General features: G+C 53.2%; 23 protein-coding genes and 2 pseudogenes. 15 read left to right on the top strand and 10 right to left on the bottom strand.

Translation table 11 applies throughout. From position 1 onward, the window contains the following. Nucleotides 1-2: 2 nt before the first annotated feature. From symE to ACQ3G7_RS20900, 3 genes and pseudogenes are all read right to left on the bottom strand, one after another. Nucleotides 3-362 carry an endoribonuclease SymE gene (gene symE / locus ACQ3G7_RS20890; RefSeq protein WP_430891812.1) on the bottom strand — a complete coding sequence of 120 codons (360 nt, stop codon included), beginning with the start codon at nt 360-362 and terminating at the stop codon, nt 3-5. Further along, nucleotides 355-1,502, bottom strand: a protein-coding gene (locus tag ACQ3G7_RS20895; RefSeq protein WP_430891814.1) for an IS3 family transposase whose coding sequence is annotated in 2 segments (ribosomal slippage) — nt 355-1,265 and nt 1,265-1,502 — 1,149 coding nt in all. Because the reading frame shifts where the segments join, the coding sequence is not laid out codon by codon here. Before ACQ3G7_RS20895 ends, symE begins: the two co-directional genes overlap by 8 nt. A 65-nt stretch (nt 1,503-1,567) precedes the next feature. Continuing rightward, nucleotides 1,568-1,747 (bottom strand): annotated as a pseudogene (locus ACQ3G7_RS20900) (transposase); the annotation flags it as partial. A gap of 80 nt (nt 1,748-1,827) precedes the next feature. Here ACQ3G7_RS20900 and ACQ3G7_RS20905 point away from each other — a divergent pair. The 12 genes and pseudogenes from ACQ3G7_RS20905 to trmL form a co-directional block, all read left to right on the top strand. After that, nucleotides 1,828-2,471, top strand: a pseudogene (locus tag ACQ3G7_RS20905) (tyrosine-type recombinase/integrase); the annotation flags it as partial. A 43-nt stretch (nt 2,472-2,514) separates the two neighbouring features. Continuing rightward, nucleotides 2,515-2,802: a damage-inducible protein J gene (locus tag ACQ3G7_RS20910; RefSeq protein ID WP_288494504.1), complete on the top strand. Its 288-nt coding sequence runs from the start codon at nt 2,515-2,517 to the stop codon at nt 2,800-2,802. Next, nucleotides 2,799-3,104: a type II toxin-antitoxin system RelE/ParE family toxin gene (locus tag ACQ3G7_RS20915; protein ID WP_430891817.1), complete on the top strand. Its 306-nt coding sequence runs from the start codon at nt 2,799-2,801 to the stop codon at nt 3,102-3,104. The genes ACQ3G7_RS20910 and ACQ3G7_RS20915 overlap by 4 nt, the downstream gene beginning before the upstream one ends. Before the next feature lie 366 nt (nt 3,105-3,470). After that, nucleotides 3,471-4,934, top strand: a complete 1,464-nt coding sequence (locus tag ACQ3G7_RS20920; RefSeq protein ID WP_430891819.1) for a VENN motif pre-toxin domain-containing protein — start codon at nt 3,471-3,473, stop codon at nt 4,932-4,934. A gap of 10 nt (nt 4,935-4,944) precedes the next feature. Then, nucleotides 4,945-5,412, top strand: coding sequence for a hypothetical protein (locus ACQ3G7_RS20925; protein ID WP_430891821.1), 468 nt, complete (start codon nt 4,945-4,947; stop codon nt 5,410-5,412). A gap of 395 nt (nt 5,413-5,807) precedes the next feature. Continuing rightward, the gene (locus ACQ3G7_RS20935) at nt 5,808-6,182 is read left to right on the top strand and encodes an Imm42 family immunity protein (protein ID WP_430891825.1); all 375 of its coding nucleotides are present in this window, start codon (nt 5,808-5,810) and stop codon (nt 6,180-6,182) included. Nucleotides 6,183-6,649: 467 nt separating this feature from the next. After that, entirely contained in the window at nt 6,650-7,345 is a 696-nt protein-coding gene (locus tag ACQ3G7_RS20940; RefSeq protein ID WP_430891827.1) for a hypothetical protein, read from the top strand. A 248-nt stretch (nt 7,346-7,593) separates the two neighbouring features. Next, nucleotides 7,594-8,190 carry a hypothetical protein gene (locus tag ACQ3G7_RS20945; RefSeq protein WP_430891829.1) on the top strand — a complete coding sequence of 199 codons (597 nt, stop codon included), beginning with the start codon at nt 7,594-7,596 and terminating at the stop codon, nt 8,188-8,190. Nucleotides 8,191-8,411: 221 nt separating this feature from the next. Then, complete coding sequence (locus tag ACQ3G7_RS20950) at nt 8,412-10,598, top strand: TonB-dependent siderophore receptor (protein ID WP_430891831.1); 2,187 nt, start codon at nt 8,412-8,414, stop codon at nt 10,596-10,598. 48 nt (nt 10,599-10,646) lie between these two features. After that, nucleotides 10,647-11,612 (top strand): ABC transporter substrate-binding protein, encoded by a 966-nt coding sequence (locus ACQ3G7_RS20955; protein WP_430891925.1) that lies wholly within the window; start codon nt 10,647-10,649, stop codon nt 11,610-11,612. 167 nt (nt 11,613-11,779) lie between these two features. Next, on the top strand, nt 11,780-12,700 hold the full coding sequence (locus tag ACQ3G7_RS20960; RefSeq protein ID WP_430891833.1) for a LysR family transcriptional regulator: 921 nt from the start codon (nt 11,780-11,782) through the stop codon (nt 12,698-12,700). A 253-nt stretch (nt 12,701-12,953) separates the two neighbouring features. Continuing rightward, nucleotides 12,954-13,427: a tRNA (uridine(34)/cytosine(34)/5-carboxymethylaminomethyluridine(34)-2'-O)-methyltransferase TrmL gene (gene trmL, locus ACQ3G7_RS20965; protein WP_263098814.1), complete on the top strand. Its 474-nt coding sequence runs from the start codon at nt 12,954-12,956 to the stop codon at nt 13,425-13,427. 153 nt (nt 13,428-13,580) lie between these two features. Here the strand turns inward: trmL and cysE are convergent, their stop codons facing one another. From cysE to ACQ3G7_RS20990, 5 genes are all read right to left on the bottom strand, one after another. Next, nucleotides 13,581-14,402: a serine O-acetyltransferase gene (gene cysE / locus ACQ3G7_RS20970; RefSeq protein ID WP_263098812.1), complete on the bottom strand. Its 822-nt coding sequence runs from the start codon at nt 14,400-14,402 to the stop codon at nt 13,581-13,583. A gap of 152 nt (nt 14,403-14,554) precedes the next feature. Next, nucleotides 14,555-15,574, bottom strand: coding sequence for an NAD(P)H-dependent glycerol-3-phosphate dehydrogenase (gene gpsA, locus ACQ3G7_RS20975; protein WP_430891835.1), 1,020 nt, complete (start codon nt 15,572-15,574; stop codon nt 14,555-14,557). Further along, nucleotides 15,574-16,041 carry a protein-export chaperone SecB gene (gene secB, locus ACQ3G7_RS20980; RefSeq protein ID WP_017458193.1) on the bottom strand — a complete coding sequence of 156 codons (468 nt, stop codon included), beginning with the start codon at nt 16,039-16,041 and terminating at the stop codon, nt 15,574-15,576. Before secB ends, gpsA begins: the two co-directional genes overlap by 1 nt. Before the next feature lie 38 nt (nt 16,042-16,079). Further along, nucleotides 16,080-16,331 (bottom strand): glutaredoxin 3, encoded by a 252-nt coding sequence (gene grxC / locus ACQ3G7_RS20985; protein WP_263098810.1) that lies wholly within the window; start codon nt 16,329-16,331, stop codon nt 16,080-16,082. 47 nt (nt 16,332-16,378) lie between these two features. After that, nucleotides 16,379-16,810: a rhodanese-like domain-containing protein gene (locus ACQ3G7_RS20990; RefSeq protein ID WP_061492521.1), complete on the bottom strand. Its 432-nt coding sequence runs from the start codon at nt 16,808-16,810 to the stop codon at nt 16,379-16,381. 248 nt (nt 16,811-17,058) lie between these two features. Between ACQ3G7_RS20990 and gpmM the strand changes: the two genes are divergently transcribed. From gpmM to ACQ3G7_RS21005, 3 genes are read left to right on the top strand one after another with little or no spacing between them, the layout of a single operon-like run. Continuing rightward, on the top strand, nt 17,059-18,606 hold the full coding sequence (gene gpmM / locus ACQ3G7_RS20995; protein WP_263098809.1) for a 2,3-bisphosphoglycerate-independent phosphoglycerate mutase: 1,548 nt from the start codon (nt 17,059-17,061) through the stop codon (nt 18,604-18,606). Between the two features lie 9 nt (nt 18,607-18,615). Further along, the gene (gene envC, locus ACQ3G7_RS21000) at nt 18,616-19,881 is read left to right on the top strand and encodes a murein hydrolase activator EnvC (RefSeq protein ID WP_430891838.1); all 1,266 of its coding nucleotides are present in this window, start codon (nt 18,616-18,618) and stop codon (nt 19,879-19,881) included. Nucleotides 19,882-19,884: 3 nt separating this feature from the next. Continuing rightward, nucleotides 19,885-20,814 carry a divergent polysaccharide deacetylase family protein gene (locus ACQ3G7_RS21005; RefSeq protein ID WP_430891840.1) on the top strand — a complete coding sequence of 310 codons (930 nt, stop codon included), beginning with the start codon at nt 19,885-19,887 and terminating at the stop codon, nt 20,812-20,814. Here the strand turns inward: ACQ3G7_RS21005 and ACQ3G7_RS21010 are convergent. Both ACQ3G7_RS21010 and tdh read right to left on the bottom strand, forming a co-directional pair. Beyond that, a complete protein-coding gene (locus ACQ3G7_RS21010) occupies nt 20,811-21,608 on the bottom strand; it encodes a glycosyltransferase family 2 protein (protein WP_061492518.1) in 798 nt (265 codons plus the stop codon). The genes ACQ3G7_RS21005 and ACQ3G7_RS21010 overlap by 4 nt on opposite strands. A 153-nt stretch (nt 21,609-21,761) precedes the next feature. After that, nucleotides 21,762-22,787 carry an L-threonine 3-dehydrogenase gene (gene tdh, locus ACQ3G7_RS21015; RefSeq protein WP_430891843.1) on the bottom strand — a complete coding sequence of 342 codons (1,026 nt, stop codon included), beginning with the start codon at nt 22,785-22,787 and terminating at the stop codon, nt 21,762-21,764. Nucleotides 22,788-22,795 lie beyond the last annotated feature (8 nt).

Here is a 22,795-nt window from a genome sequence, read left to right on the forward strand (position 1 = left end):
AGTTAGTCTAACCTGTCAGCTCTCTTCTGCGGCGTGGTAATCACCTGTATAAACTCCGCAATCTGCCTCTGCTTGCGGGCGGAGAGCTTTTTGCAGGCTTTACGCAACGCGACAACGACTTCCGGTTCTGTTGCCGACTGTGGTTCCTGCGCAGTCAGTATCAGACAGCCCGGCATCACCCGCACCTCCAGTGGCGTCCCAGTCTCAAAGCCTGCCTCTGTCAGCCAGTGGCCTTTAAGGGTGACCGCCGGAACGGGCTGATACTTTGCGTCACTGACATAACCCACGGTATAGCGCCGGGTTGTGGGTGTGCCTGTCTCTGGCTTATGATGTGTCTGAATCGCCACGGATAATCTAGACACTTCCGAGCCGTTGATAATACTGGTTTTCATATTCTGTCGGTGACATCTGATCGCTGGAACCATGCCGACGCTTACTGTTATAAAACATTTCAATGTAATCAAAAATATCGCTGCGGGCTTCTTCCCGCGTTCCGTAGATCTTTTTCTTTATCCGTTCGCGTTTCAACAACTGGAAAAAGCTTTCTGCAACCGCATTATCGTGGCAGTTACCACGACGGCTCATGCTGCCCTCCAGGCCGTGTGATTTCAGGAACGACTGCCACTCATGGCTTGTGTACTGACTGCCCTGATCCGAATGAACCAGCACCTGTTTTTGGGGATTACGCCGCCATACAGCCATCAGTAGTGCGTTCAGGACAATGTCCTTTGTCATCCGGGATTGCATGGACCAGCCGATAATTTTGCGTGAGAACAGATCAACAATCACGGCAAGATACAGCCAGCCTTCGTGGGTCCTGATATAGGTTATGTCGGTTACCCAACGCTCATCCGGAGCATCCGGATTGAACTGTCGCTGGAGCCTGTTGGGCGACACGATACTGGCCTCGCCTTTACGTGCCCGCGGGCTCCGGTATCCGACCTGAGCTTTTATCCCGACACGTTTCATCAGTCGCCAGACTCTGTTGACTCCGCACTGTTGCCCGCTGTCCCACAGATCCAGATGGATCTTGCGATAACCATAGACGCATCCCGATTCCAGCCAGAACTGTTTAATCTGTCCTGTCAGTCTCAGGTCTGTCTGATGGCGTTGTGAATGTGGCTGCTGGAGCCAGGCGTAAAAGCCACTGGGATGAACATCCAGCACCCGACAGAGCATGCGAACAGGCCAGCAACGGGCGTTGTCACGGATAAAGGCGTACCTCAGTCGGACAGCTTTGCGAAGTACGCCGCGGCTTTTTTTAATATGTCCCGTTCGTCGGTAACCCGCTTCAGCTCTTTCTGGAGACGGCGGATCTCGGCCTGAGCATCTGACTGTTCTTTATGAGTGGAAGAATCCGGACCGTACTTCTTTATCCAGGCGTAAAGACTGTGGGTGGTGATATCGAGACGTGTTGCAACGCTGGAAAAAGAATAACCACGATCAACAACCTGTTTGACTGCTTCAATTTTAAACTCTTCGGGATAACGCTTACCGCTCATGGGCACCTCTCTCTTTAAGCCATCTTAAATGACTCTGAGGTGTCTGTTAAACCTGTGGCGATTCACTCCAGTTGCCTCAGACGCCGCAGTTCCGTCACGCCCAGACCGGCAAATTTCTTTTTCCAGTTGTAAAAGGTGGCCTCAGAAATGCCCATCTTTCTGCAGACTTCCCCGACGCGGGTGCCGGTTTCGGCCTGTTTCAGCGCAAACGCAATCTGCTCTTCGGTATAACGGGTCTTTTTCATGGCGATGTACCTCCCGGCGAGATGGAAGAAAGACCGGAGACTTCAGTTTAGCCTGGCACTGTTTTCAGGGAGGAGGTCAAGACCTTGAGCTGCCACGGCTTGAAAAACGCCTGCCACGCTACATCCTGAGCGTGGATGAGGTGGAGCAGGTGCTGGCGTTACCCGACCTGACCACGCCGGGCGGCATCCGTGACCGGGCGCTGATGGAAGTGCTGTGGTCAACGGGCATACGACGCAGTGAAGCCGCAGGGCTTGAGGTGTTCAGCGTGGATGCGAACCGCCGCACCCTGACTATCGTGCAGGGTAAGGGCAAACAGGACAGGGTGGTTCCTGTGGGCGAGCGGGCGCTGTGGTGGGTGCAGCGTTATCTGCACCACGTCAGGCCGCAACTGCTGGTTAACCCGCACTGTAAGGCGCTGTTCGTGGCGCTTGATGGTGTGGAAGGTCTGACGCCGAACGGCATCACCAACACGGTCAGTCACTGGATGAAAGCCTCGGGGCTGGTCGCGCACGGAAGCTGTCACCTGTTCCGCCACGCGATGGCAACGCAGATGCTGGAGAACGGGGCTGACCTGCGCTGGATACAGGCAATGCTGGGCCATGCCAGCGTCGAATCGACGCAGATATACACGCAGGTGTCGGTGCGGGCGTTGCAGGCGGTTCATGCGACGACCCACCGGCAGAGCGTGAAGCACAAATCCCGGATGACAACACGGAGGACTGACATCATAATGACAACACAATCGACACCACGCGAGGTTATGACGATGAGCAGTACCATCCACTTCCGTATCGACGAAGAAACCAAACGTCTGGCGATGCAGGCCGCAGAGCGCCAGCAGATGAGCCTGACGGAGCTGATGCGCCAGCGTGCCGAAGAGCTGGCCGCTGAAGAGCGCCGCCATCAGAGCAGCGAGCATGAAGGCTGGCTGGAAGAACAGATAGCACAGGCGTTCAGCCGTCATGATGCAGGCGAAGGTGAGTACATCAGCAACGATGAAATGGAAAACCGGATGAACGCACTGAAACAACGGGCCACGCGGGGTACGTTGTGACGGTCAGTGTTGAATGGGAAAAACGCGCACAGAGCGACAGGGAAAACATCTTCCTGTACCTGAACCGGGAAGCTGGCGCACTGGTCGCTATCGCTGCCGATGAGCGGCTGGCAGGCATGGCGACTATCCTTGCGGAGAACCCGCTTGCCGGGGTGAAAGCCGGACGCTCAGAGAAACAGCGTAAACTGGTAGTGCCTCACTTCCCGTTCATCATCGTGTATGTAGCAGAAAACGCCTGTGTGCGCATCCTGCGCGTGCTTCACACCTCCCGGAAGATAGCTGGGCAGTACAGCCAGGACTGATACCACAACGCCTCTTCCGTCACATCCCAGGCCTGTAACTTCAATCTTGCAAAAAATACTTTATCAATAAATTACAACAGTTTATGTGGAGTATGAGGTGGTTCAGCTGCGTGCCACTGATATGATAAGAGCGGTGCAGACCTTAGTGTCACGGCGGGGCGGTAGCGTCTTCGGGTCGAAAACGCACGTCGGGGCAAAATGCTGCCAGCGTCAAAATGCACTGACAAAAATGGTCTGTAACCTGCTGACCTCACAGGGAAAACACCTCTGCAATCTCAACAACCGTGTCGGAATGGGTTGTCGTGGAGAATAATACTTTAGCCAGGCGACATCATCATTCGCGACAAGGCGAACCAGCAGCAGGATGTGGCAGATCTGAGCCGCGATACGGCGAATGCGCACAACGCGCTGGAAAACAACTTCGACAAGCAGGCCATCAAAGACAAGCTGGAGATTCAGCAGCAGGCGTCGTCGCTGGGTACGCAGGCAATGACGGCGTATATGGACAGCAAGCTGGACGCTGCGAAGAAGAAAGTGCGTGACGAGATGGCGGCGCGCGGCGAGCTGAAAGGGCTGAGCGATGAGGAGATCAACGACAAAGTCACCGCATCGGCTGAATTTAAAGAGGTGGATAAGGAGTACGGCATCGGCAGCCCGTTCTGGACCGCCAGTTCGGCGATGACCGGGTTACTGGCGGGTGTGCTTGGCGGCAATGTGCAGAGCGGTATGGCGGCGGGCGCAGCACCGGTGCTGGCGAAACTGGTAAAAGAAGCCACACACGAAAGTGACGCGGCACGTATAGCGCTGCATACGGTGATTTCCGCCGCGCTTGCCAAAGCACAGGGCGGTAATGCCACCGCAGGTGCCATCGGCGGGTTTATCGCCTCCGCCGGGGCAGAACAATTTGCTCAGGCGCTGTATGGCAAAAAAGCCGATCAGTTAAACCCGGATGAGAAGATGGTGATCCTCAACCTGGTGTCGGCAGTGGGGGCAGTCGGTGGCGGTGTGGCAACCGGCAACACCAACGGCATGGTCAGCGCAGGGAATGCGGCGCGGGTTGAGGTTGAGAATAATTCGCTGTACTGGGAATACGCGCTTCAAGCAGCCGCAAATAATGCAGCGGCTGCTGGCGGGGCTGCAGGAAATGGAACCAAAGGTTCAGGGAAGGGAGATAGCTGGGATAATGGCGGTGGTTGTGAAGGAACGCGCGAGCAATGCGCGGTGCGCGATGGCACGCGCGGGCCGGGTCATACGGAACTGCCAATAGCAGATCAGGATCCTACTGGTGGTAAGCTGGTTAACCCGGATCAGAGCGAAGCGCAGGGAGCAACGGATACTGGCAAAGGTGCTGGTGGGGTTGATACAGGGCCGAATAATACGGCAAATAATGGCGGGTCACCAAATACTGGGGGTAACACTACTGTTACACCGATCCCGGATGGGCCGAATAAGGATGATCTGGCTTATCTTGATTCGGGGGCTACCGGGAGCAATATTGTCAATCCCGCAACCAATAAAGTTCCAACTGAACATACTGTAGTATCGTCAGGTAAGGCACCAAAAAAATCGACACCTAACTCTGTCTATGAGGTATCCAGGGCTGATGGTACCAAAAGTATCACTTACTATGATGACAGGGGTAATATGTTCTCTCGTGAAGACTATGGACAACAGAGGACCCATGGAACTTTGGGGTATGATTCTAATGGAAACGTTCCACCCCATGAGCATAAAGTGGAGTATAACGCCAACGGTCAACCGATAGGGAAGTATTACCGAGAGCTTGATCAAAACGGTAACGTAGTTGGTGGTTGGGTCTCAGAAAAATAGAGGTGTGAATATGTCTAATGATGTTTGTGGTTACATTTCTCCCTCGTTGGATTTGGAGGGCGAGAATAATTTAGATAGGTATAAAAAAAATCAAAAAATAGGGATTATTGAAATAGGTAAAGAACAGTTATATAACTTTCCAGTGGGTTTTTTACCTATGGATGGTTGTTACGCCTTTTTAATTGGAGATAGGCCAGACTATCCAAATGCTACTTATTTAATAGATTATCTGGATTATGCGCCAGAGGCAGATATAGGATTTCCTTTATCTGGGAAAGAACGACTTAATATTCTTCTTGATGTACTTCGCGATATATTCATAATAACAAATGCAAAAAAAATGGTCATCGCATTAACAGATGGCAATCAGATTGAACATACTAGAAAGATTAAATTTTCTGAGCTTTATGATGTAATTCATGCGGATTTTGAGTTGCATGAGGCTCCTCCTGATACACTTTATGAAATTACCCTTTAAGAGGAGGTTTATTTACGTGTAGGTGCGAATACAATTTGAATATAATAGGTTATGGAGACAATAAGACATTAGATAAATATGTTCAGGGAAGAAAAATTGGGGGTTTATTCACGAGGGAATAACCTGCTCTGTCTTTTATACTTTCAACGGTTATAGGTAGCACAAGCCTCTTAGTTATCTACGCAGGTGGTCGATATGATTGGATCAAAATTTTAAATCGAGAAATGAGTAAGTCTAAGGAAGAATCATGATTTTCTGTCAGCCGTATGAGTTTGCTGTTTTTTACGATCTACTGGAGAAAACAGATGATGGATACTGGAAATTTGGCGTGTTATCTTCTTTATTGAAGATGAAATATACCCAGCGGAGGGCTCTAATTATACATTGGCATGGCCATGACCTATCTAAAAGACAGTTATAAAGAGATAATCGATAGTGAAGATATTGGATTAGATATGTCAGTTTCTGACCATACGCTATTAAAGAAATTGGCTCATTCACATGGAGTTTTTCTTGCAGAAGATCCTGATGATTTGGATGTTTCTTGTACAAATCGCGTGGGTGTTTTTCTAAGTCCTCCGGAGATCACTGAGTCAGGTTTTTATCTGTTCTGTTATCCAGGCAGTAATAATGAAGAATATCTTATCTATAGTGCGGATTACGGTAAAACAGCCAAAAGAACTCTCTTACCCAAGGGGACTGTCGGTAATGTATTGGGAAACTTCCAAATAATTATGAAATATAAAAAGGAGTTTGTGGTTTTTGGATGAGAATTTAATCTCGCGTATGGAGGATTCTGTTTATTGACTTACTTTTTCGCCTTAGAAAAGCTAATGAATGAATAGATATGAATATATCATATCAAATAATATCGGTGGTTATATAGTATCTGTACTATAAGCGCCCTATATAACCGTGCCACTCACATTCAGAGATCTTCCTGCATACTCAATCTAGATCGCTATGCCGATGAATTAATTGCATCTACTGCATCTGTTGCGTGTTTGCATCGTAATGCAGTAAGCACTGTATTATCTTTATTGCGCATAATTTGCGTTATTTTAAGGCGATTGGATAAAAGTGGTCTCGATAATCAACTTATTCTGGATATAGAGAAAATAGATAAACTGGCATATTCGTGAATTACCCCAGCTACTTGTATGCTCTTTATTCTTCTTGATTTTCATGGGGATATTAAGTTATAAAATAACGGATAATGACACAGGGATTGCAAAAAATGAAAAAATACGCCAGCTTGATATTCTTTCTTTTTCTCGCTGTGTTCTCTCTTCGCGCAATGGCGACGGTGGAAATAAAAAACGGTGTACTCCAGGCTTACTGGCAACCGAACTGGAATGTTGATGCAACGGTCAATACGCCAGAGTTAGCGTTTCGCTATTTTGCCCTGGGTAATAAAAAGAAAGATAACAAAATAATTGATATTACGGTTAAAGGCAGTGAAGCGCAGAAGATCGCATTTATCAAAAAGAGCTTTAGGAATATCCCGGATAACTTCTTTACCTTTAAAGAGTGGTACGTTAACCAACCTGGTACGATTAAAGTGCCTGCGGTGGTTAACTATATGGAATGCAACGCAGATAACTATAAAGCCGATCTGCTGTCATTCCAGCCGGGTAATGCTGCGCAAAACGCTGACGATATGATGACTCAGGATTTCGGCGGCTGTGGATCAGATACGCCTTATCTCGTGTTATATCAGTTAAACGAGGGCGAAAAGACGTTATCCCTGAAAAGCGAAGCCAGTGAAACAGCGTCAGATTTGGCTTCGGTCAACAGTAATGAAACGCTGGCTAAAATCAGAACTGTCGATAAAGCGTGGATCTATGTTGCAGTTTACGACGAAGCGGAAAAAGGGCATCTGAGCAACAAACGTGGGTTTGTTAAACTGAGCGCTCTGACACCGTTGAACTGATAACGCGCTACATAGCGAGTGATCATTCATTGCCACTGCTCATGGCATTCGCGCTGTGAGCAGTATATCTACCGTTACCGCTGTTTCGGGCATGAACGCTTATTTCTCACGGTTAAGTCTTACCTCAAACTTCCGACATTTAATCCCGCTCTAACTGCAATGCCAGCAACAACTTTGTCTTTTCCCTGCCCGTATTGAGTTTATTCTTATCCCATCGCATCATCTTGTTTTTACAAGGAGTTTTAATAATGAAAGCGATGGTGGCGTTAGCGGGCGTGCTGTTACTCAGCGGCTGCTCAACTTATGAAATGGTTAAGGAATATAACCAGAGTATCAAAGATTATACCGGCCCGAATCGCGTGGGCGTGGCGTTCGATCTGAATAATACCGAGGCACGTATTTACCCGGAAACCGACCGCTGTATTAATCTTTATTCCAATAAAAACGGGTTTATTGGTTCCGGCTCTTTAATGGGCGATCACAAGCGAATTGGTGTGCCTTACGTCGCGGATATGACGCAAAACCGCGATGAATACTGGGTTAGCGCCGAGAAGTTTATCAGCGTGCGCATTATTTATGCCGGGCGGGATGGCAGCGGCGGGATCCTGACGAACCAGGCGCGTGTGAATGAGCGCTATGTCACCTTTAAACCGGAACCGGGCGCTTATTACTATGTCAGTGTTGAACGGCCGGACTCCTCGCGCCTGGCTGAGCGGTATTTAAAAGTCTACAAAATCGTTGTTCATGAATCTGGTCGTAAGGAGCTGCAACCCGTGCGGGAGTGGGGCATCCATAACTGCCCTGGCCAAAAACCGTGGTATATGGTTAACGGCGCCACAATATAATCCCATCAGGTATAAAACGGTTATCCCGGTGATAACCGTTCCTCCTTTATATTCACGTAACGGTACTGCTCACATTATTATTATCCCGTCACGTGAATAACGTTCAAATATAATCCCTACGTAGTAACTTCTTGATAATCCGTGCCCTTATGATCTCTGTCAATTGAGACATATCTTTACCGATCGTAATATATCATTTTACATAACGGTATATTTCCCCCATGCTTAAACTCTCCAGGCTGGCAACGCTGTTGCCACTTCTCATTCCTTTTGCCACACAGGCAGCGACTTCAACGGCAAATAATTCCGACACGAAACAGAAAGAAGATGAAATCGTCGTGACCGGGCAAACAAGCACGACGCAAAATGATGCAGCGGCAGGCGCCGGATTTAAAACGTCGGATATTGATGTCGGCCCGCTCGGTAATAAAGCATGGGTGGATACACCGTATTCCAGTACCACCGTCACACACGAGATGATTGAAAATCAGCAGGCGAAAAGCGTTAGCGAGTTGCTGAAGTACTCCCCCAGCACGCAGATGCAGGCGCGCGGCGGTATGGACGTAGGCCGCCCGCAGAGCCGCGGTATGCAGGGCAGCGTGGTGGCGAACAGCCGCCTCGACGGGCTGAACATTGTCTCCACCACCGCCTTCCCGGTGGAAATGCTCGAACGGCTGGATGTGCTCAACAGCCTGACCGGGGCGCTGTATGGCCCGGCAAGCCCGGCGGGGCAGTTTAATTTTGTGGCTAAACGCCCCACCGAAGAGACGCTGCGCCGCGTCACGCTTGGTTACCAGAGCCGCAGCGCGGTAACAGGCAGTGTCGACCTGGGTGGTCATCTTGATGATGAGAAACGCTTTGGCTACCGCATTAACGCCCTGAATGAAGAGGGCGAAGGCAACCTCGACGACAGCACTCTGCGGCGCAAACTGCTGGCGGTGGCTTTTGACTGGAACATCAACCCCGGCACGCAGTTGCAATTAGACGCCAGCCACTATGAGTTTATCCAGAAGGGGTATCCGGGGAGCTTCAGTTACGGTGCTGGCATTAAACTGCCGTCTGCGCCAAACCCGAAAGACAAAAACCTGACGCTCAGTACGGCGGGGAATGACTTAACCACCGACACGCTCAGCACGCGGCTGATCCACTATTTTAATGACGACTGGTCAATGACTGCCGGGGTGGGCTGGCAGCAGGCCGACCGCGCGATGCGTTCGGTCAGCAGCACCATCACGAACAGCGACGGCGATATTACCCGCTCGCTGAGCGACTCCAGCGCAGCGGGTCGTTTCCAGGTGCTGAGCAACACCGTAACCCTGAACGGCCACGTCGATACCGGCAGCATCGGCCACGATCTGGCGCTCTCCACCACCGGCTATATCTGGTCGATTTATGGCGCGAAAGGCTCCACCACGCGTTACTCGCTTGGCCGCAGCAACATGTACTCGCCATCGTCAATGAGCGAACCGGGCGACGGGCGTATCAACGTCAACGGCGCGCGTTACAAGTCCAGCGAGAACACCCAGCAGAGCATCACCGTTGGTGATACGGTGACCTTCAACCCGCAGTGGTCGGCGATGTTCTACCTGAGCCAGAGCTGGCTGCAAACAAAGAACTACAACAGTTCCGGCAATCAGACCGGGCAGGATGATCAAAACGGATTAAGCCCGAACGTGGCGCTGATGTACAAAATCACTCCGGCGCTGATGGCCTACGTCAGCTATGCGGACTCGCTGGAGCAAGGCGGCACCGCCTCCACCGGCAGCGGTATCAAAAACGAAGGCCAGACGCTGGACCCGTACCGCAGTCAGCAGTATGAAGCGGGTCTGAAAGCCGATCTCGGGGATCTGAACCTCGGTGCGGCGATCTTCCGCCTGAAACGCCCGTTCGCTTATGTCGACCCAACCGACATGGTTTACAAAGAGCAGGGCGAGCAGGTGAACAACGGGCTGGAACTGACCGCGACCGGGCATGTGTATGACGGGCTGAATATCTACAGCGGTGTGACCTTCCTCGACCCGCAACTGAAAGATACCGTCTCGGAAAGTACCACCAACAAACGCGTGGTCGGCGTGCCGAAAGTGCAGGCTAACCTGTTGGTTGAATACAACCTGCCGTCAATGCCGGAACTGGTCTACAGCGCCAACATCCACTACACCGGCAAACGCGCCGCCAATGATACCAACTCCGCGTGGGCCGACAGCTACACCACGCTGGATCTCGGCACGCGTTACCGCACCAAAATCAGCGATATCCCCACCACGCTGCGCCTGACGGTGAATAACGTGACCAACGAGCACTACTGGGCGTCCATCTTCCCGTCGAGCACCGATGGCGACGGCGGTTCCCCAAGCGCGTTTCTGGGCAGTGGCCGTGAAGTACGCGCTACCGTGACGTTCGACTTCTGAGTGGAGTGAAACATGAAACGGCTTCTCGCCCTTGTTCTGTGCCTGGGCATGTTAGTCAGTGGCGGCCTGCGGGCCGCTGATCCACACGCAGATGTGCGCATTGCTTCCCCGTGGCCCGCGCAGAACACCATTATCACCATGCTGGGTTATGGCGAAAACATTGTGGGGACGTCCAGTGTGGCGCAACAGATCCCGCTGTTTCGCCAGAGTCTGCCGCGCATTGCAAACGTGGCGGTGGTCAGCGTGAATGTGGGTCATGAGCTGAATCCGGAGCAGTTGATTGCACTGGGTGCGCAACTGGTTTTTGTGCCGAAAGGCATGGCGGTGCCACAGGACGATATGCTGGCGAAAACCGGTGTGCGCGTGCTGGCGTTTGAAGCCAACTCGATGGCAGCGCTGACCCATCGTGTGCAGCAAACCGCCGATGTGCTGGGCACGGATGCGCAGCAGAAAGCCCGCGACTACCAGCGCTATTTCGATCGTAATGCCAGGCTGGTGAAAACCCGCCTTGCGGATCTACCCGCGTCTGAGCGGGTGACGGTCTATCACAGCATGGGCAATGCGCTCACGACCACCGGCCGCCCGTCGTTGAATCAGGACTGGATGGATCTGGCGGGGGCGCGCAATGTGGCGGAAAACTGGTTTAGCGACAAGAAAAACAGCGCCGGGGAAGTGGCGCTGGAAAAAGTGGTGGCCGCAAATCCGTCGGTGATTGTGGCGATGAACCGCCGCGATGCGCAGGAGATCCAAACGTCGCCACAATGGGCGGGTGTGGATGCGGTGGTTCACCATCGCGTGTATGCCAACCCGAAAGGGATGTTCTGGTGGTGCCGGGAAACCAGTGAAGAGGCGTTACAGTTCCTGTGGCTGGCAAAAATGCTCTACCCGCAGCGCTTTGCTGATGTGGATATGCAGCAAGAAACGCGGGATTTTTACCAGCACTTCTTTGGCATTACGCTCAGTGACGCGCAAATTGCCGACATCCTCAACCCACCCGCGCAGGTTGGGCTGTAAGCCCAAAAAAGCGCGGCTAACACGGAAACCGACCGCCGCCGTACCTTGGGTTATCAGACCGGGTATGGCGCGGTTTAACCGCGTCACATATTCACAGGCGTAATGTGTGATCCCGCCAGGAGAGCGATTACTATAGAGCGATAAAACCAAACCTATATCGTGAGGGCGTGTCGGTGGAACTTCACCAGCTCAGGTGCTTTATTGCCGTGGCGGACGAGCTGCATTTTGGTCACGCGGCGCAAAAAATGGATATGCTGCCTTCTGCGCTGGGCCGCTATATAAAGCTGCTGGAAGAGGATCTCGGCACGCGGTTATTATCGCGCTCAACGCGCAATGTCTCCCTCACGCCCCACGGCGCGCTGTTTTTACCGGAAGCGCGGGAACTGGTGGCGCGTGCCGACGATATCGAAAAACGCTTTCAGACGCTGGCGCGGCAGAATGCAGGAAAACTGCGGATTGGCGCGATCGACAGTGCGGCGGTCAGCCTTATTCCTCATGTGTTGCACCATTTTCGCGAGCGCTGGCCAGGCGTGGAACTGAGTTTTCTGGAAGATAAATCGTCACGCCTGCTGCCAAAGCTGAAAACCGGCAGGTTGGATCTGATTTTTATTCGCCCGCAAAGCCAGATGGACAGCGCGTTGCATAGCGAGTTTCTGTTTTACGAAGATGTGGTGCTGGCGATTTCCGATAAGCACCCACTGGCCAACCGCAGTGAAATCAATGTTGATGATTTACGCGATATCCCGCTGATTGTGCCGGAAAAACGCGTACGCCCGCACAGCTACGATTTAACCTTGAGCCTGTTTGAACATGCCAGTTTTAAACCGACGCTGATTCAAATTGCCGATGAAAAACAGACCATTATTAATATGGTGGCAGCAGAACTGGGCGCAGCGATTATGCCTCGTTGGGTTATGCGCATGGCGGCGCTGAATATTAAATTCATTCCAATTGGCGAAGGTTATGACTCGATTCGCAGTAAATTGCCGATGGCCGCCGTATGGGTGGCAGGGGCACGGGATGAAGCGCGGGATAATATGATGCAAGTGGTAATGCATGAATTACCGGTGATTTCGGATCTCTATTAACCTGGTAAATCCGGGGAGAGGGGAAACCACAGCACCCCGCCACTGCGTTCGACAGTGTGTTTCGCCTGACGGCCTGGCGCGTTAAGTTCCCTCTCCCCTGTGGGGTGTAAGGGAGAGGGGGAAAATCTGCACTTCCCTTTGGGGAGTGAAAGTGAAACGCGCTCCAGTCGATCCCATCTCCCCTGTGGGGAGAGGGTTAGGGTGAGGGGAAAAATCTGCTATTCTGCCCCGCGTTATCATCAGGGGCAGCATTATGTTAAACATCGTTTTATTCGAACCAGAAATCCCGCCGAATACCGGGAATATCATCCGCCTGTGCGCCAATACTGGCTTTAGCCTGCATATCATCGAACCGATGGGTTTTACCTGGGATGATAAGCGCCTGCGCCGCGCCGGGCTGGATTACCATGAGTTCGCCGCCGTGAAACGCCACCATGATTACGCCGCCTTTGTTGCCGCAGAACAGCCGCAGCGCCTGTTCGCGCTGACCACCAAAGGTACGCCAGCGCACAGTGCCGTGAGTTATCAGGACGGGGATTTTCTGATGTTTGGTCCGGAAACCCGCGGACTGCCGGCAACTATTCTTGATGCGTTGCCAGCTGAGCAGAAAATCCGCATTCCAATGATGCCGGACAGCCGCAGTATGAACCTGTCAAACGCCGTGTCGGTGGTGGTATATGAGGCCTGGCGCCAGTTAGGTTACCCAGGGGCAATACTGCGCAGTTGAAAGGTTAGCGTATCGAGTGGCGGGTATTAATCGGAAACATGAGTAACACTTTTCTGGCATTATTGGCGTAGGCAGATTGAACACGGACAGCGCAGTACGTGAGGATTTTGAGCACTGCCCTGGTTCAGGCTGGCGAGTAAAATAGCCAGAAAATTAAATACCATCTCCGTATTCGAAACCGTGGTTTATCCCGTTGAAATGCTGATCCATATCCATCGACGGCTTTTCACTCTCCGGTTTACCCACAATGCGCGCCGGAACGCCTGCGGCGGTGGTGTGCGGCGGTACGGGTTGCAACACCACGGAACCTGCGCCGATTTTCGCACCACGACCGACTTCGATATTGCCGAGGATTTTCGCGCCTGCGCCAATCATCACACCTTCGCGGATCTTCGGATGACGGTCGCCGGACGTTTTCCCGGTCCCGCCAAGAGTCACCGATTGCAGAATCGACACATCATCTTCAATGACGGCGGTTTCACCCACCACAATGCCGGTTGCATGGTCGAGCATAATGCCGCGGCCGATTTTCGCCGCCGGATGAATGTCCACCTGGAAGCTCACCGACACCTGGTTTTGCAGGAAAATCGCCAGCGCGCGACGCCCCTGCAGCCACAGCCAGTGACCAATACGGTACGCCTGCAGAGCGTGAAAACCTTTCAGATAGAGCAGCGGCGTGGAGTACTTATCTACCGCCGGATCGCGGGTTCGCACGGCCTGGATATCACAGGCGGCGGAAGCAATCATTTCCGGATCTGCAGCATAGGCTTCTTCCACCACTTCGCGAATAGCGATAGCCGGCATAATCGGCGACGCCAGTTTGTTGGCCAGCATATAGCTCAGCGCGCTGCCCAGGTTTTCGTGCTTGAGTAATGTCGCATGGTAAAAACTGGCCAGCATGGGCTCACAGTCCGCCAGCGCCCGGGCTTCGGCTTTGATATTGTTCCAGACCAGATCCAGTTCTTCACACGCCATTGCTTACTCCAGAATATCTGCGTTTCAATACGCAACATCATCCAGAATGCCTCGGGACAGCCAATCTGAGCAGCCCGGCAGCTTACGTGAGTAAGCAACCGGGGATGCACAGGCGCAGCCAACAAGGAGGCAGCCGGAAAGATAATGTGTATTTAGTGATTGCTGCGTTCGTCTTTACGCGCACGACCTAATAGCGTCAATGCTGCCTCGCGCGCATTTTTTCCGCAATACAATACCTGATAAATTTCCTCGGTTATTGGCATTTCAACGCCAAACCGGTGTGCCAGCGCGCGCACTTCTTTGGTATTGCGGTAACCTTCAACCACCTGACCAATCTTGTCCTGGGCGCTTTGCACGTCCATTCCCTGGCCAAGCATCATGCCAAAACGGCGGTTACGCGACTGGTTATCGGTGCAGGTCAGCACCAGATCGCCCAAACCAGCCATGCCCATAAAGGTTGCCGGATCGGCGCCCAGCGCAGCACCAAGGCGCGACATTTCTGTCAGGCCGCGGGTAATCAGCGCAGTACGGGCATTCGCACCAAAGCCGATGCCATCAGACATGCCTGCGCCAATCGCAATCACGTTTTTCACGGCGCCGCCAAGCTGCACGCCAATGAAGTCCGGGTTGCTGTAAACGCGAAAACTTTTGCCGCAGTGCAAAAGCTGCTGGAGGTCGTCGGCAAACTGCGGGTCGGTCGATGCCAGAGAAATCGCCGTGGGCAAACCTGCCGCCAGCTCTTTCGCAAAGGTCGGGCCGGAGATCACCGCCAACGGAATATCCGGGCCTAAGACTTCGCGCGCGACATCTTCTAACAGACGCCCCGTTTCCGCCTCCAGGCCTTTTGTCGCCCAGACAATGCGCGCATCATGGCGCATCAGCGGTTTGATCTGCGCCAGCACCTCGCCAAAGACATGGCTTGGCACCACCACCAGAATATTGCGGCTGGCAGTGAGCGCACGCGTAAGGTCGCTTTCTAATTGCAGGGTGTCAGGGAAAGGCACATCGGGGAGAAACGCGGCATTGCAGCGATCGTGCTGCAGGGTCGCGATATGTTTCGGGTCATGGCCCCAGAGCACAACCTGGTGGCCGTTTCTTGCCAGTGTGATGGCAAGAGCGGTGCCGTAAGAGCCGGCACCGATCACAGTCATTGCAGCATTAAGTGCGTTCATCAGGCATCCTGATGTTGTTCAGCACCTTCGCCAGTCTGCTGTTGCAGGTAGTTCATGAACAGCGCATCAAAGTTAACTGGCGCAAGGTTCAGTTGCGGGAAAGTACCGCGGGACACCAGGCTGGTGATGCACTCACGCGCATACGGGAACAGGATGTTCGGGCAGTATGCACCAAGGCAATGCGCCATCTGGGTACCTTCGATACCGTCGATGGAGAAGATACCGCCCTGCTGTACTTCACACAGGAAGCCAGTCTCTTCGCCCAGGGAAGCGGTTACGGTAACGCGCAGAACCACTTCATAAACGCCTTCCGCCAGTTGAGTAGAGGCGGTGTCGAGGTCCAGTTTCACTTCCGGCTGCCACTCTTTCTGGAAGATGTGCGGCGCGTTCGGCGCTTCGAAAGAGATATCTTTCGTATAAATACGCTGAATCTGGAAAGTCATTTCGGTGTTGTTTTGTTCGGACATGAGTGAATAACCCTTTAGTGTTGTAGTGCTTTAAAGCATTAACGCAACAGCGGATCCAGCCCGCCACGCGCGTCCAGCGCATATAAATCGTCACAGCCGCCAATGTGCTGCGCATCGATAAAAATCTGCGGAACCGTTGTACGGCCACTACGTTGAATCATCTCTTCACGTTTTACCGCGTCGCCGTCAATCGGCAACTCAGCAAAAGTCACGCCTTTGCTGCTCAGAAGCGCTTTCGCACGGTGGCAAAACGGGCAGGTTGCTTTCGTGTAGATCTCAATATTGGCCATAACTCTTCTCCAGCTTTGACCCCGCGGGAGCTCTCCCGCCGGGCAAATTATTTACCGCGAACTAACGGCAGGTTCTCTCCGATCCAACCAGAGATACCGTCTTTAAGTACGTAGACTTTCTCGAAGCCCGCGTTCGTCAGCGCATTTGCTGGCGCCTGCGCCTGCATACCGGTGCCATCAACCACGATAACCGGCGCGCTTTTATGTTTCTCAAGCTCACCTACATTATTGGCTTTGATCTCGTTTGGCAGCAAATTCACGGAACCTGCAATGTGACCTTTACGGAAATCATCACGCTGGCGCAGATCCACCACCACAGCATCTTCTTTATTGATAAGACGTGTGGCTTCGCCGCGAGAAATCACTTTCACTTTAGACGCGATGCCTTTGAAAGTGGTGAACAGCACTGCCCCGAGTAACGCGACCCAGGCGATACACAGTATGGGGTTGCGGCTGATAAATTGCATAATTTCTTGCATCTGGGGTAACGACTCCCGACTGAGTGATAAAAAAACCAGGAAAGGAGTATACCTGCGCAGTGTGGCAAATACAGCCAGCGAGCGCGATGGAATGCATTTTCTGCGGAGTGTTACGAAAAAAATGAGTAAAGGCGGTGAAAACAGGCGTCGGCGCAGGCGCTTTTTTTGATCTTCTGAGGCTATTTGATCGATTCAGCTGTAGTAAAATTACGCAAAATTTTTTTGTCTTTGAGCATGAGGTTGTCGCAATGTCGGTTTCTAAAAAACCTATGGTACTGGTGATTCTGGATGGCTACGGCTACCGTGAAGACCAGCAGGATAACGCTATTTTCAACGCAAAGACCCCGGTGATGGATCAACTGTGGGCAAACCGTCCTCATACCCTGATTGACGCATCTGGTCTCGAAGTCGGCCTGCCGGATCGCCAGATGGGCAACTCCGAAGTCGGCCACGTTAACCTGGGCGCTGGTCGTATTGTTTATCAGGACCTGACCCGCCTGGACGTGGAAATCAAAGAACGCACCTTCTTCAGCAACCCGGTGCTGTCCGGCGCGGTGGACAAAGCCGTTGCCGCTGGCAAAGCAGTACACATCATGGGCCTGCTCTCTGCGGGCGGTGTGCACAGCCACGAAGACCATATCATGGCGATGGTGGAACTGGCGGCGGAACGCGGCGCAGAAAAAATCTACCTGCACGCTTTCCTCGACGGACGTGATACCCCGCCGCGCAGCGCTGAGTCTTCACTGAAAAAATTCGAAGACAAATTCGCCGCGCTTGGTAAAGGCCGCGTTGCCTCTATTATCGGTCGTTATTTCGCTATGGACCGCGATAACCGCTGGGATCGCGTTGAACAAGCTTACGACCTGATGACGCAGGCCAAAGGCGAGTTCACTGTCGATAGCGCCGTTGCCGGTTTGCAGGCTGCCTATGCACGCGATGAAAACGACGAATTCGTGAAAGCCACCGTAATCCGTGCTGCAGGTCAGCCGGACGCCGCCATGCAAGATGGCGATGCGCTGATTTTCATGAACTTCCGCGCTGACCGCGCGCGCGAAATTACCCGTGCGTTCGTTAATGCGGACTTTGACGGCTTTGCGCGTAAGAAAGTGGTTAAGCTGGGCGATTTCGTCATGCTGACTGAATATGCCGCCGATATCAAAACGGCTGTTGCTTACCCGCCAGCCTCTCTGGCGAATACGCTCGGCGAATGGATGGCGAAGAAAAACAGAACCCAGCTGCGTATTTCCGAAACGGAAAAATACGCACATGTGACGTTCTTCTTTAACGGTGGCGTTGAAGAGCCGTTCCCGGGTGAAGATCGTATCCTGATCAACTCCCCGAAAGTGGCAACTTACGATCTGCAGCCGGAAATGAGCTCTGCGGAATTGACCGAAAAACTGGTCGCTGCCATCACCAGTGGCAAATACGACACCATTATTTGTAACTACCCGAATGGCGACATGGTTGGTCATACCGGTGTGTTTGATGCAGCAGTTGCCGCCGTCGAAGCGCTGGATCACTGCGTTGAGCAGGTCGTCAAAGCGGTTGAGTCCGCGGGGGGCCAGTTACTGATCACCGCAGACCACGGCAACGCTGAACAGATGCGCGACCCGTCAACCGGTCAGGCTCACACCGCGCACACTAACCTGCCAGTGCCGCTGATCTACGTTGGCGACAAAGCCGTAAACGCCATCGCAGGCGGCAAACTCTCTGATATCGCGCCGACCATGTTGACGCTGATGGGAGAGGAAATCCCGCAAGAGATGACTGGTAAGCCGCTGTTCATCGTGGAATAATCGCTCCCCATGAGGGGAAAGGCGATTTTTTCAATTACATGGGGCGGGCTCCGTCCCCTGCTCTGCGCCAGCGCACTCAGCGCTGGCGCATTGCTGTGCGCCGTATCCGCCCACGCGGATGACCGCGACCAGCTCAAATCTATTCAGGCCGATATTGCCGAGAAAGAGCGTGCAGTACGCCAGCAACAGCAGCAACGTTCCGGTCTTCTCGCCCAGCTAAAGGCGCAAGAACAGGCGATTTCCGCCGCCGCACGTCAGCTACACGAAACGCAAAACACCCTCGCCCAGCTCAATAAACAAATTGATGAGATGAATGCGTCAATCGCCAAACTGGAACGCCAGCGCGCGACCCAGGAGCGTAATCTTGCCGCACAACTCGATGCCGCGTTCCGTCAGGGTGAACATTCGGGCATTCAACTGATTTTAAGTGGTGAAGAGGGCCAGCGCGGTCAGCGTTTGCAGGCCTATTTCGGCTATCTTAACCAGGCGCGACAGGAAACTATCGCCCAGTTGAAGCAGACCCGCGAAGAGGTCGCTGCGCAAAAAGCGGAACTGGAAGAAAAACAGAGCCAGCAACAGACGCTGCTGTATGAGCAAAAAGCCCAGCAGGCGAAGCTGGAGCAGGCACGCAGTGAACGGCAAAAAACCCTGAATGGCCTTGAGTCATCCATTCAGGAAGGCCAGCAGCAACTGAGCGAAATGCGCGCCAACGAATCACGTTTGCGCGATCGTCTGGCCCGTGCGGAAGCGGCAGCAAAAGCCCGCGCTGAGCGCGAAGCCCGCGAAGCGCAGGCCGTACGGGACCGTCAGAAAGACGCCAGCCGCAAAGGCACAACCTACAAACCCACCGAAAGCGAACGCTCGCTGATGTCCCGCACCGGTGGGCTTGGCTCACCATCTGGACAGGCCGTCTGGCCTGTTCGCGGCCCATTACTGCATCGCTATGGCGAACAGTTGCAGGGTGAGCTACGTTGGAAAGGGATTGTTATCGGTGCGTCTGAAGGCAGCGAAGTCAAAGCGGTTGCCGATGGCCGCGTTATTCTTGCCGACTGGCTGCAAGGCTACGGCCTGGTGGTGGTGGTTGAGCACGGGAAAGGCGATATGAGCCTGTACGGCTACAACCAGAGTGCACTGGTCAGCGTGGGAACGCAGGTGCGCGCAGGCCAACCGATAGCACTCGTTGGCAGCAGTGGCGGTCAGGGCCGACCGTCACTCTATTTCGAAATTCGCCGTCAGGGTCAGGCGGTCAATCCACAACCGTGGTTGGGAAGATAAGTTTTGCTTCAATTTCGTCGTCTTTTTCTCGCGCTTACCAGCGTGCTGGCATTTTCTTCACCGGTTATGGCCGGAAAGCTGGCCATCGTTATTGACGATTTTGGCTATCGCCCGCAGACGGAAAACCAGGTGCTGGCTATGCCGTCCGCCGTCTCCGTCGCGGTTCTGCCCAATGCAACACATGCCCGGGAAATGGCCACCAAAGCCCATAACAGCGGCCATGAAGTGTTGATCCATCTGCCCATGGCGCCCCTCAGTAAGCAACCGCTGGAAAAGGACACCCTGCGCCCGGACATGAGCAGTGCGGAAATAGAACGAATCATCAGCGATGCGGTCAGCAAAGTCCCTTACGCCGTCGGGTTGAATAACCATATGGGCAGCGCGATGACCTCCAGCCTGTTTGGCATGCAAAAGGTGATGCAGGCGCTGGAGCGTTATAACCTCTATTTTCTTGACAGCATGACCATCGGTAACAGCCAGGCGGTGCGCGCCGCGTCCGGTACCGGCGTTAAAGTGATTAAGCGCAAGGTGTTCCTCGACGATACGCAAAATGAGGGCGATATCCGCCGCCAGTTTGAAAGAGCCGTCGAACTGGCGCGCCGCAACGGTTCCGCTATCGCCATTGGACATCCACACCCGACGACCGTTCACGTATTGCAGCAGGTTATCTACACGCTGCCTGCGGATATTACGCTGGTGCGCCCGAGCAGCTTGCTGAACGAACTGCAAACCGATACCTCAACGCCCGGTGGCGTGATACCTCAGCCGCCGCGTAACCCCTTCCGTGGTGTGAAACTCTGTAAAGCGAAGCAGAAACCTGCACCGGTTTACGCCACCCGTTTCTTTAACGTGGTGAGTGAAAGTGTTGGTGAGAATACGCTGGTTCGTTATTTCAGGAACCAGTGGCAAGGGTGGAAGACGCCCCGCGCTTAAACCACCCGTTTGTTATGTTCTTTTGTCCTCGCGGAGGATTTTTCCTCCGCATGGGCATACCAGGCTTTAAAATATTTCATAAAGCTGTAGAGCGTGGCATATAGCCCGGTCGCCGCGCCAACCTTACCCTCGCGCCACGCCCCACTGAACACATACCATTTAAAAAATGCGCCAATCGCGCTAATGATCCCACGGGTGATGGATGGCCTGACAGGATTGTATTTCACCAGCCGTGTCGTATAGCCATTGAGCTTATTAAACATCTCATGCAGGGTATAAAACGTATCGTGACGCACCCGGCCGGGCATTTTCGCGCAGGTGAGCGCGCCGACCACCTGATCATCCACCGGGCGATCGTTAAACCGCGCACACTGGCGGTTAAATAAGCGCACCGGAAAATCGGGTGAAGAGATGGGATACAGGGTACGAACTTCCTGCCCCAACACGTACCAGTAGCGTGGTAAACGCCAGGCATGATCGCGCAACGGCTCATGACCTGCTTTAAGCTTCAGAATAAAATCGACCACCCGATCATCGAGGATCTCATCGCTGTCCATACATAGCACCCAGTCGTGAGCCGCAAGTTGGATCGCATAATTCATCTGCTGACCATGCATGTCATAGGGACGCTGATGGACGTTAACACCATAATCCCGGCAAATATCGAGCGTCGCGTCTGTACTGCCGGAATCAACCACCACGAAATCATCCGCCACAATAATGAGCGGCGGTAACACTTCCCGTAATAGTCGCGCTGAATTGTATGTCAGCAGGCATACCGATACTTTGAACATAAGGAAGACCACACATCAAAGTTAAACCGTTGCTCAACAGGTTAATCGCCTTGACGCAAACGGGTAGGGAAATTGTGCGGTTAAACGAAATAAAAATTGGGGAATGTGAGGATAGTTGTAAAAAAGGGCGCCTGCCAGCGCCCTTCCGTTTTGTTAGTCCCAGCTCAGAATAACCTTGCCGGAATGCCCCGAGCGCATCGCGTCGAAGCCCTGCTGGAAGTCATCAATGCTGAAACGGTGGGTGATGATCGGCGAGAGATCCAGACCAGACTGGATCAGCGCCGCCATCTTATACCAGGTTTCAAACATCTCACGGCCATAAATACCTTTAATAAACAGACCCTTGAAGATGACTTTATTCCAGTCGATAGACATATCCGACGGGGGGATGCCCAGCATAGCAATGCGACCGCCGTGGTTCATGGTGTCGAGCATCGTACGGAATGCTGGCGGCGCGCCGGACATCTCAAGGCCCACATCGAAGCCTTCCGTCATGCCCAGTTCCGCCATCACATCCGTCAGGCTCTCTTTGGCAACGTTTACCGCACGGGTCACGCCCATTTTCCTTGCCAGCTCAAGGCGATACTCGTTCACGTCGGTGATCACAACATGGCGCGCGCCAACGTGTTTTGCCACTGCCGCAGCCATAATACCGATCGGCCCTGCGCCGGAAACCAGTACATCTTCGCCCACCAGATCGAAGGAGAGCGCCGTGTGCACCGCATTGCCGAACGGGTCGAAAATCGACGCCAGATCGTCGGAGATATTGTCCGGGATTTTGAACGCGTTAAACGCCGGGATCACCAGATATTCTGCGAAACACCCCGGACGGTTAACGCCAACGCCGACGGTATTGCGGCACAGGTGCGTACGGCCCGCGCGGCAGTTACGGCAGTGCCCACAGGTGATATGGCCTTCACCGGAAACGCGGTCGCCAATCTTGAAACCTTTCACTTCCTGGCCAATGCCGACCACTTCACCCACGTATTCATGGCCAACAACCATCGGTACCGGAATGGTTTTTTTCGACCAGTCGTCCCAGTTGTAGATGTGCACGTCAGTCCCGCAAATCGCGGTTTTGCGAATTTTAATCAGCAGATCGTTATGCCCGACTTCCGGCTCCGGTACGTCGGTCATCCAGATGCCTTCTTCCGCTTTCAGTTTGGATAACGCTTTCATCGTAGTCC

The sequence above is a fragment of the Kosakonia sp. N21 genome, assembly GCF_050587465.1.
GTDB lineage: Bacteria > Pseudomonadota > Gammaproteobacteria > Enterobacterales > Enterobacteriaceae.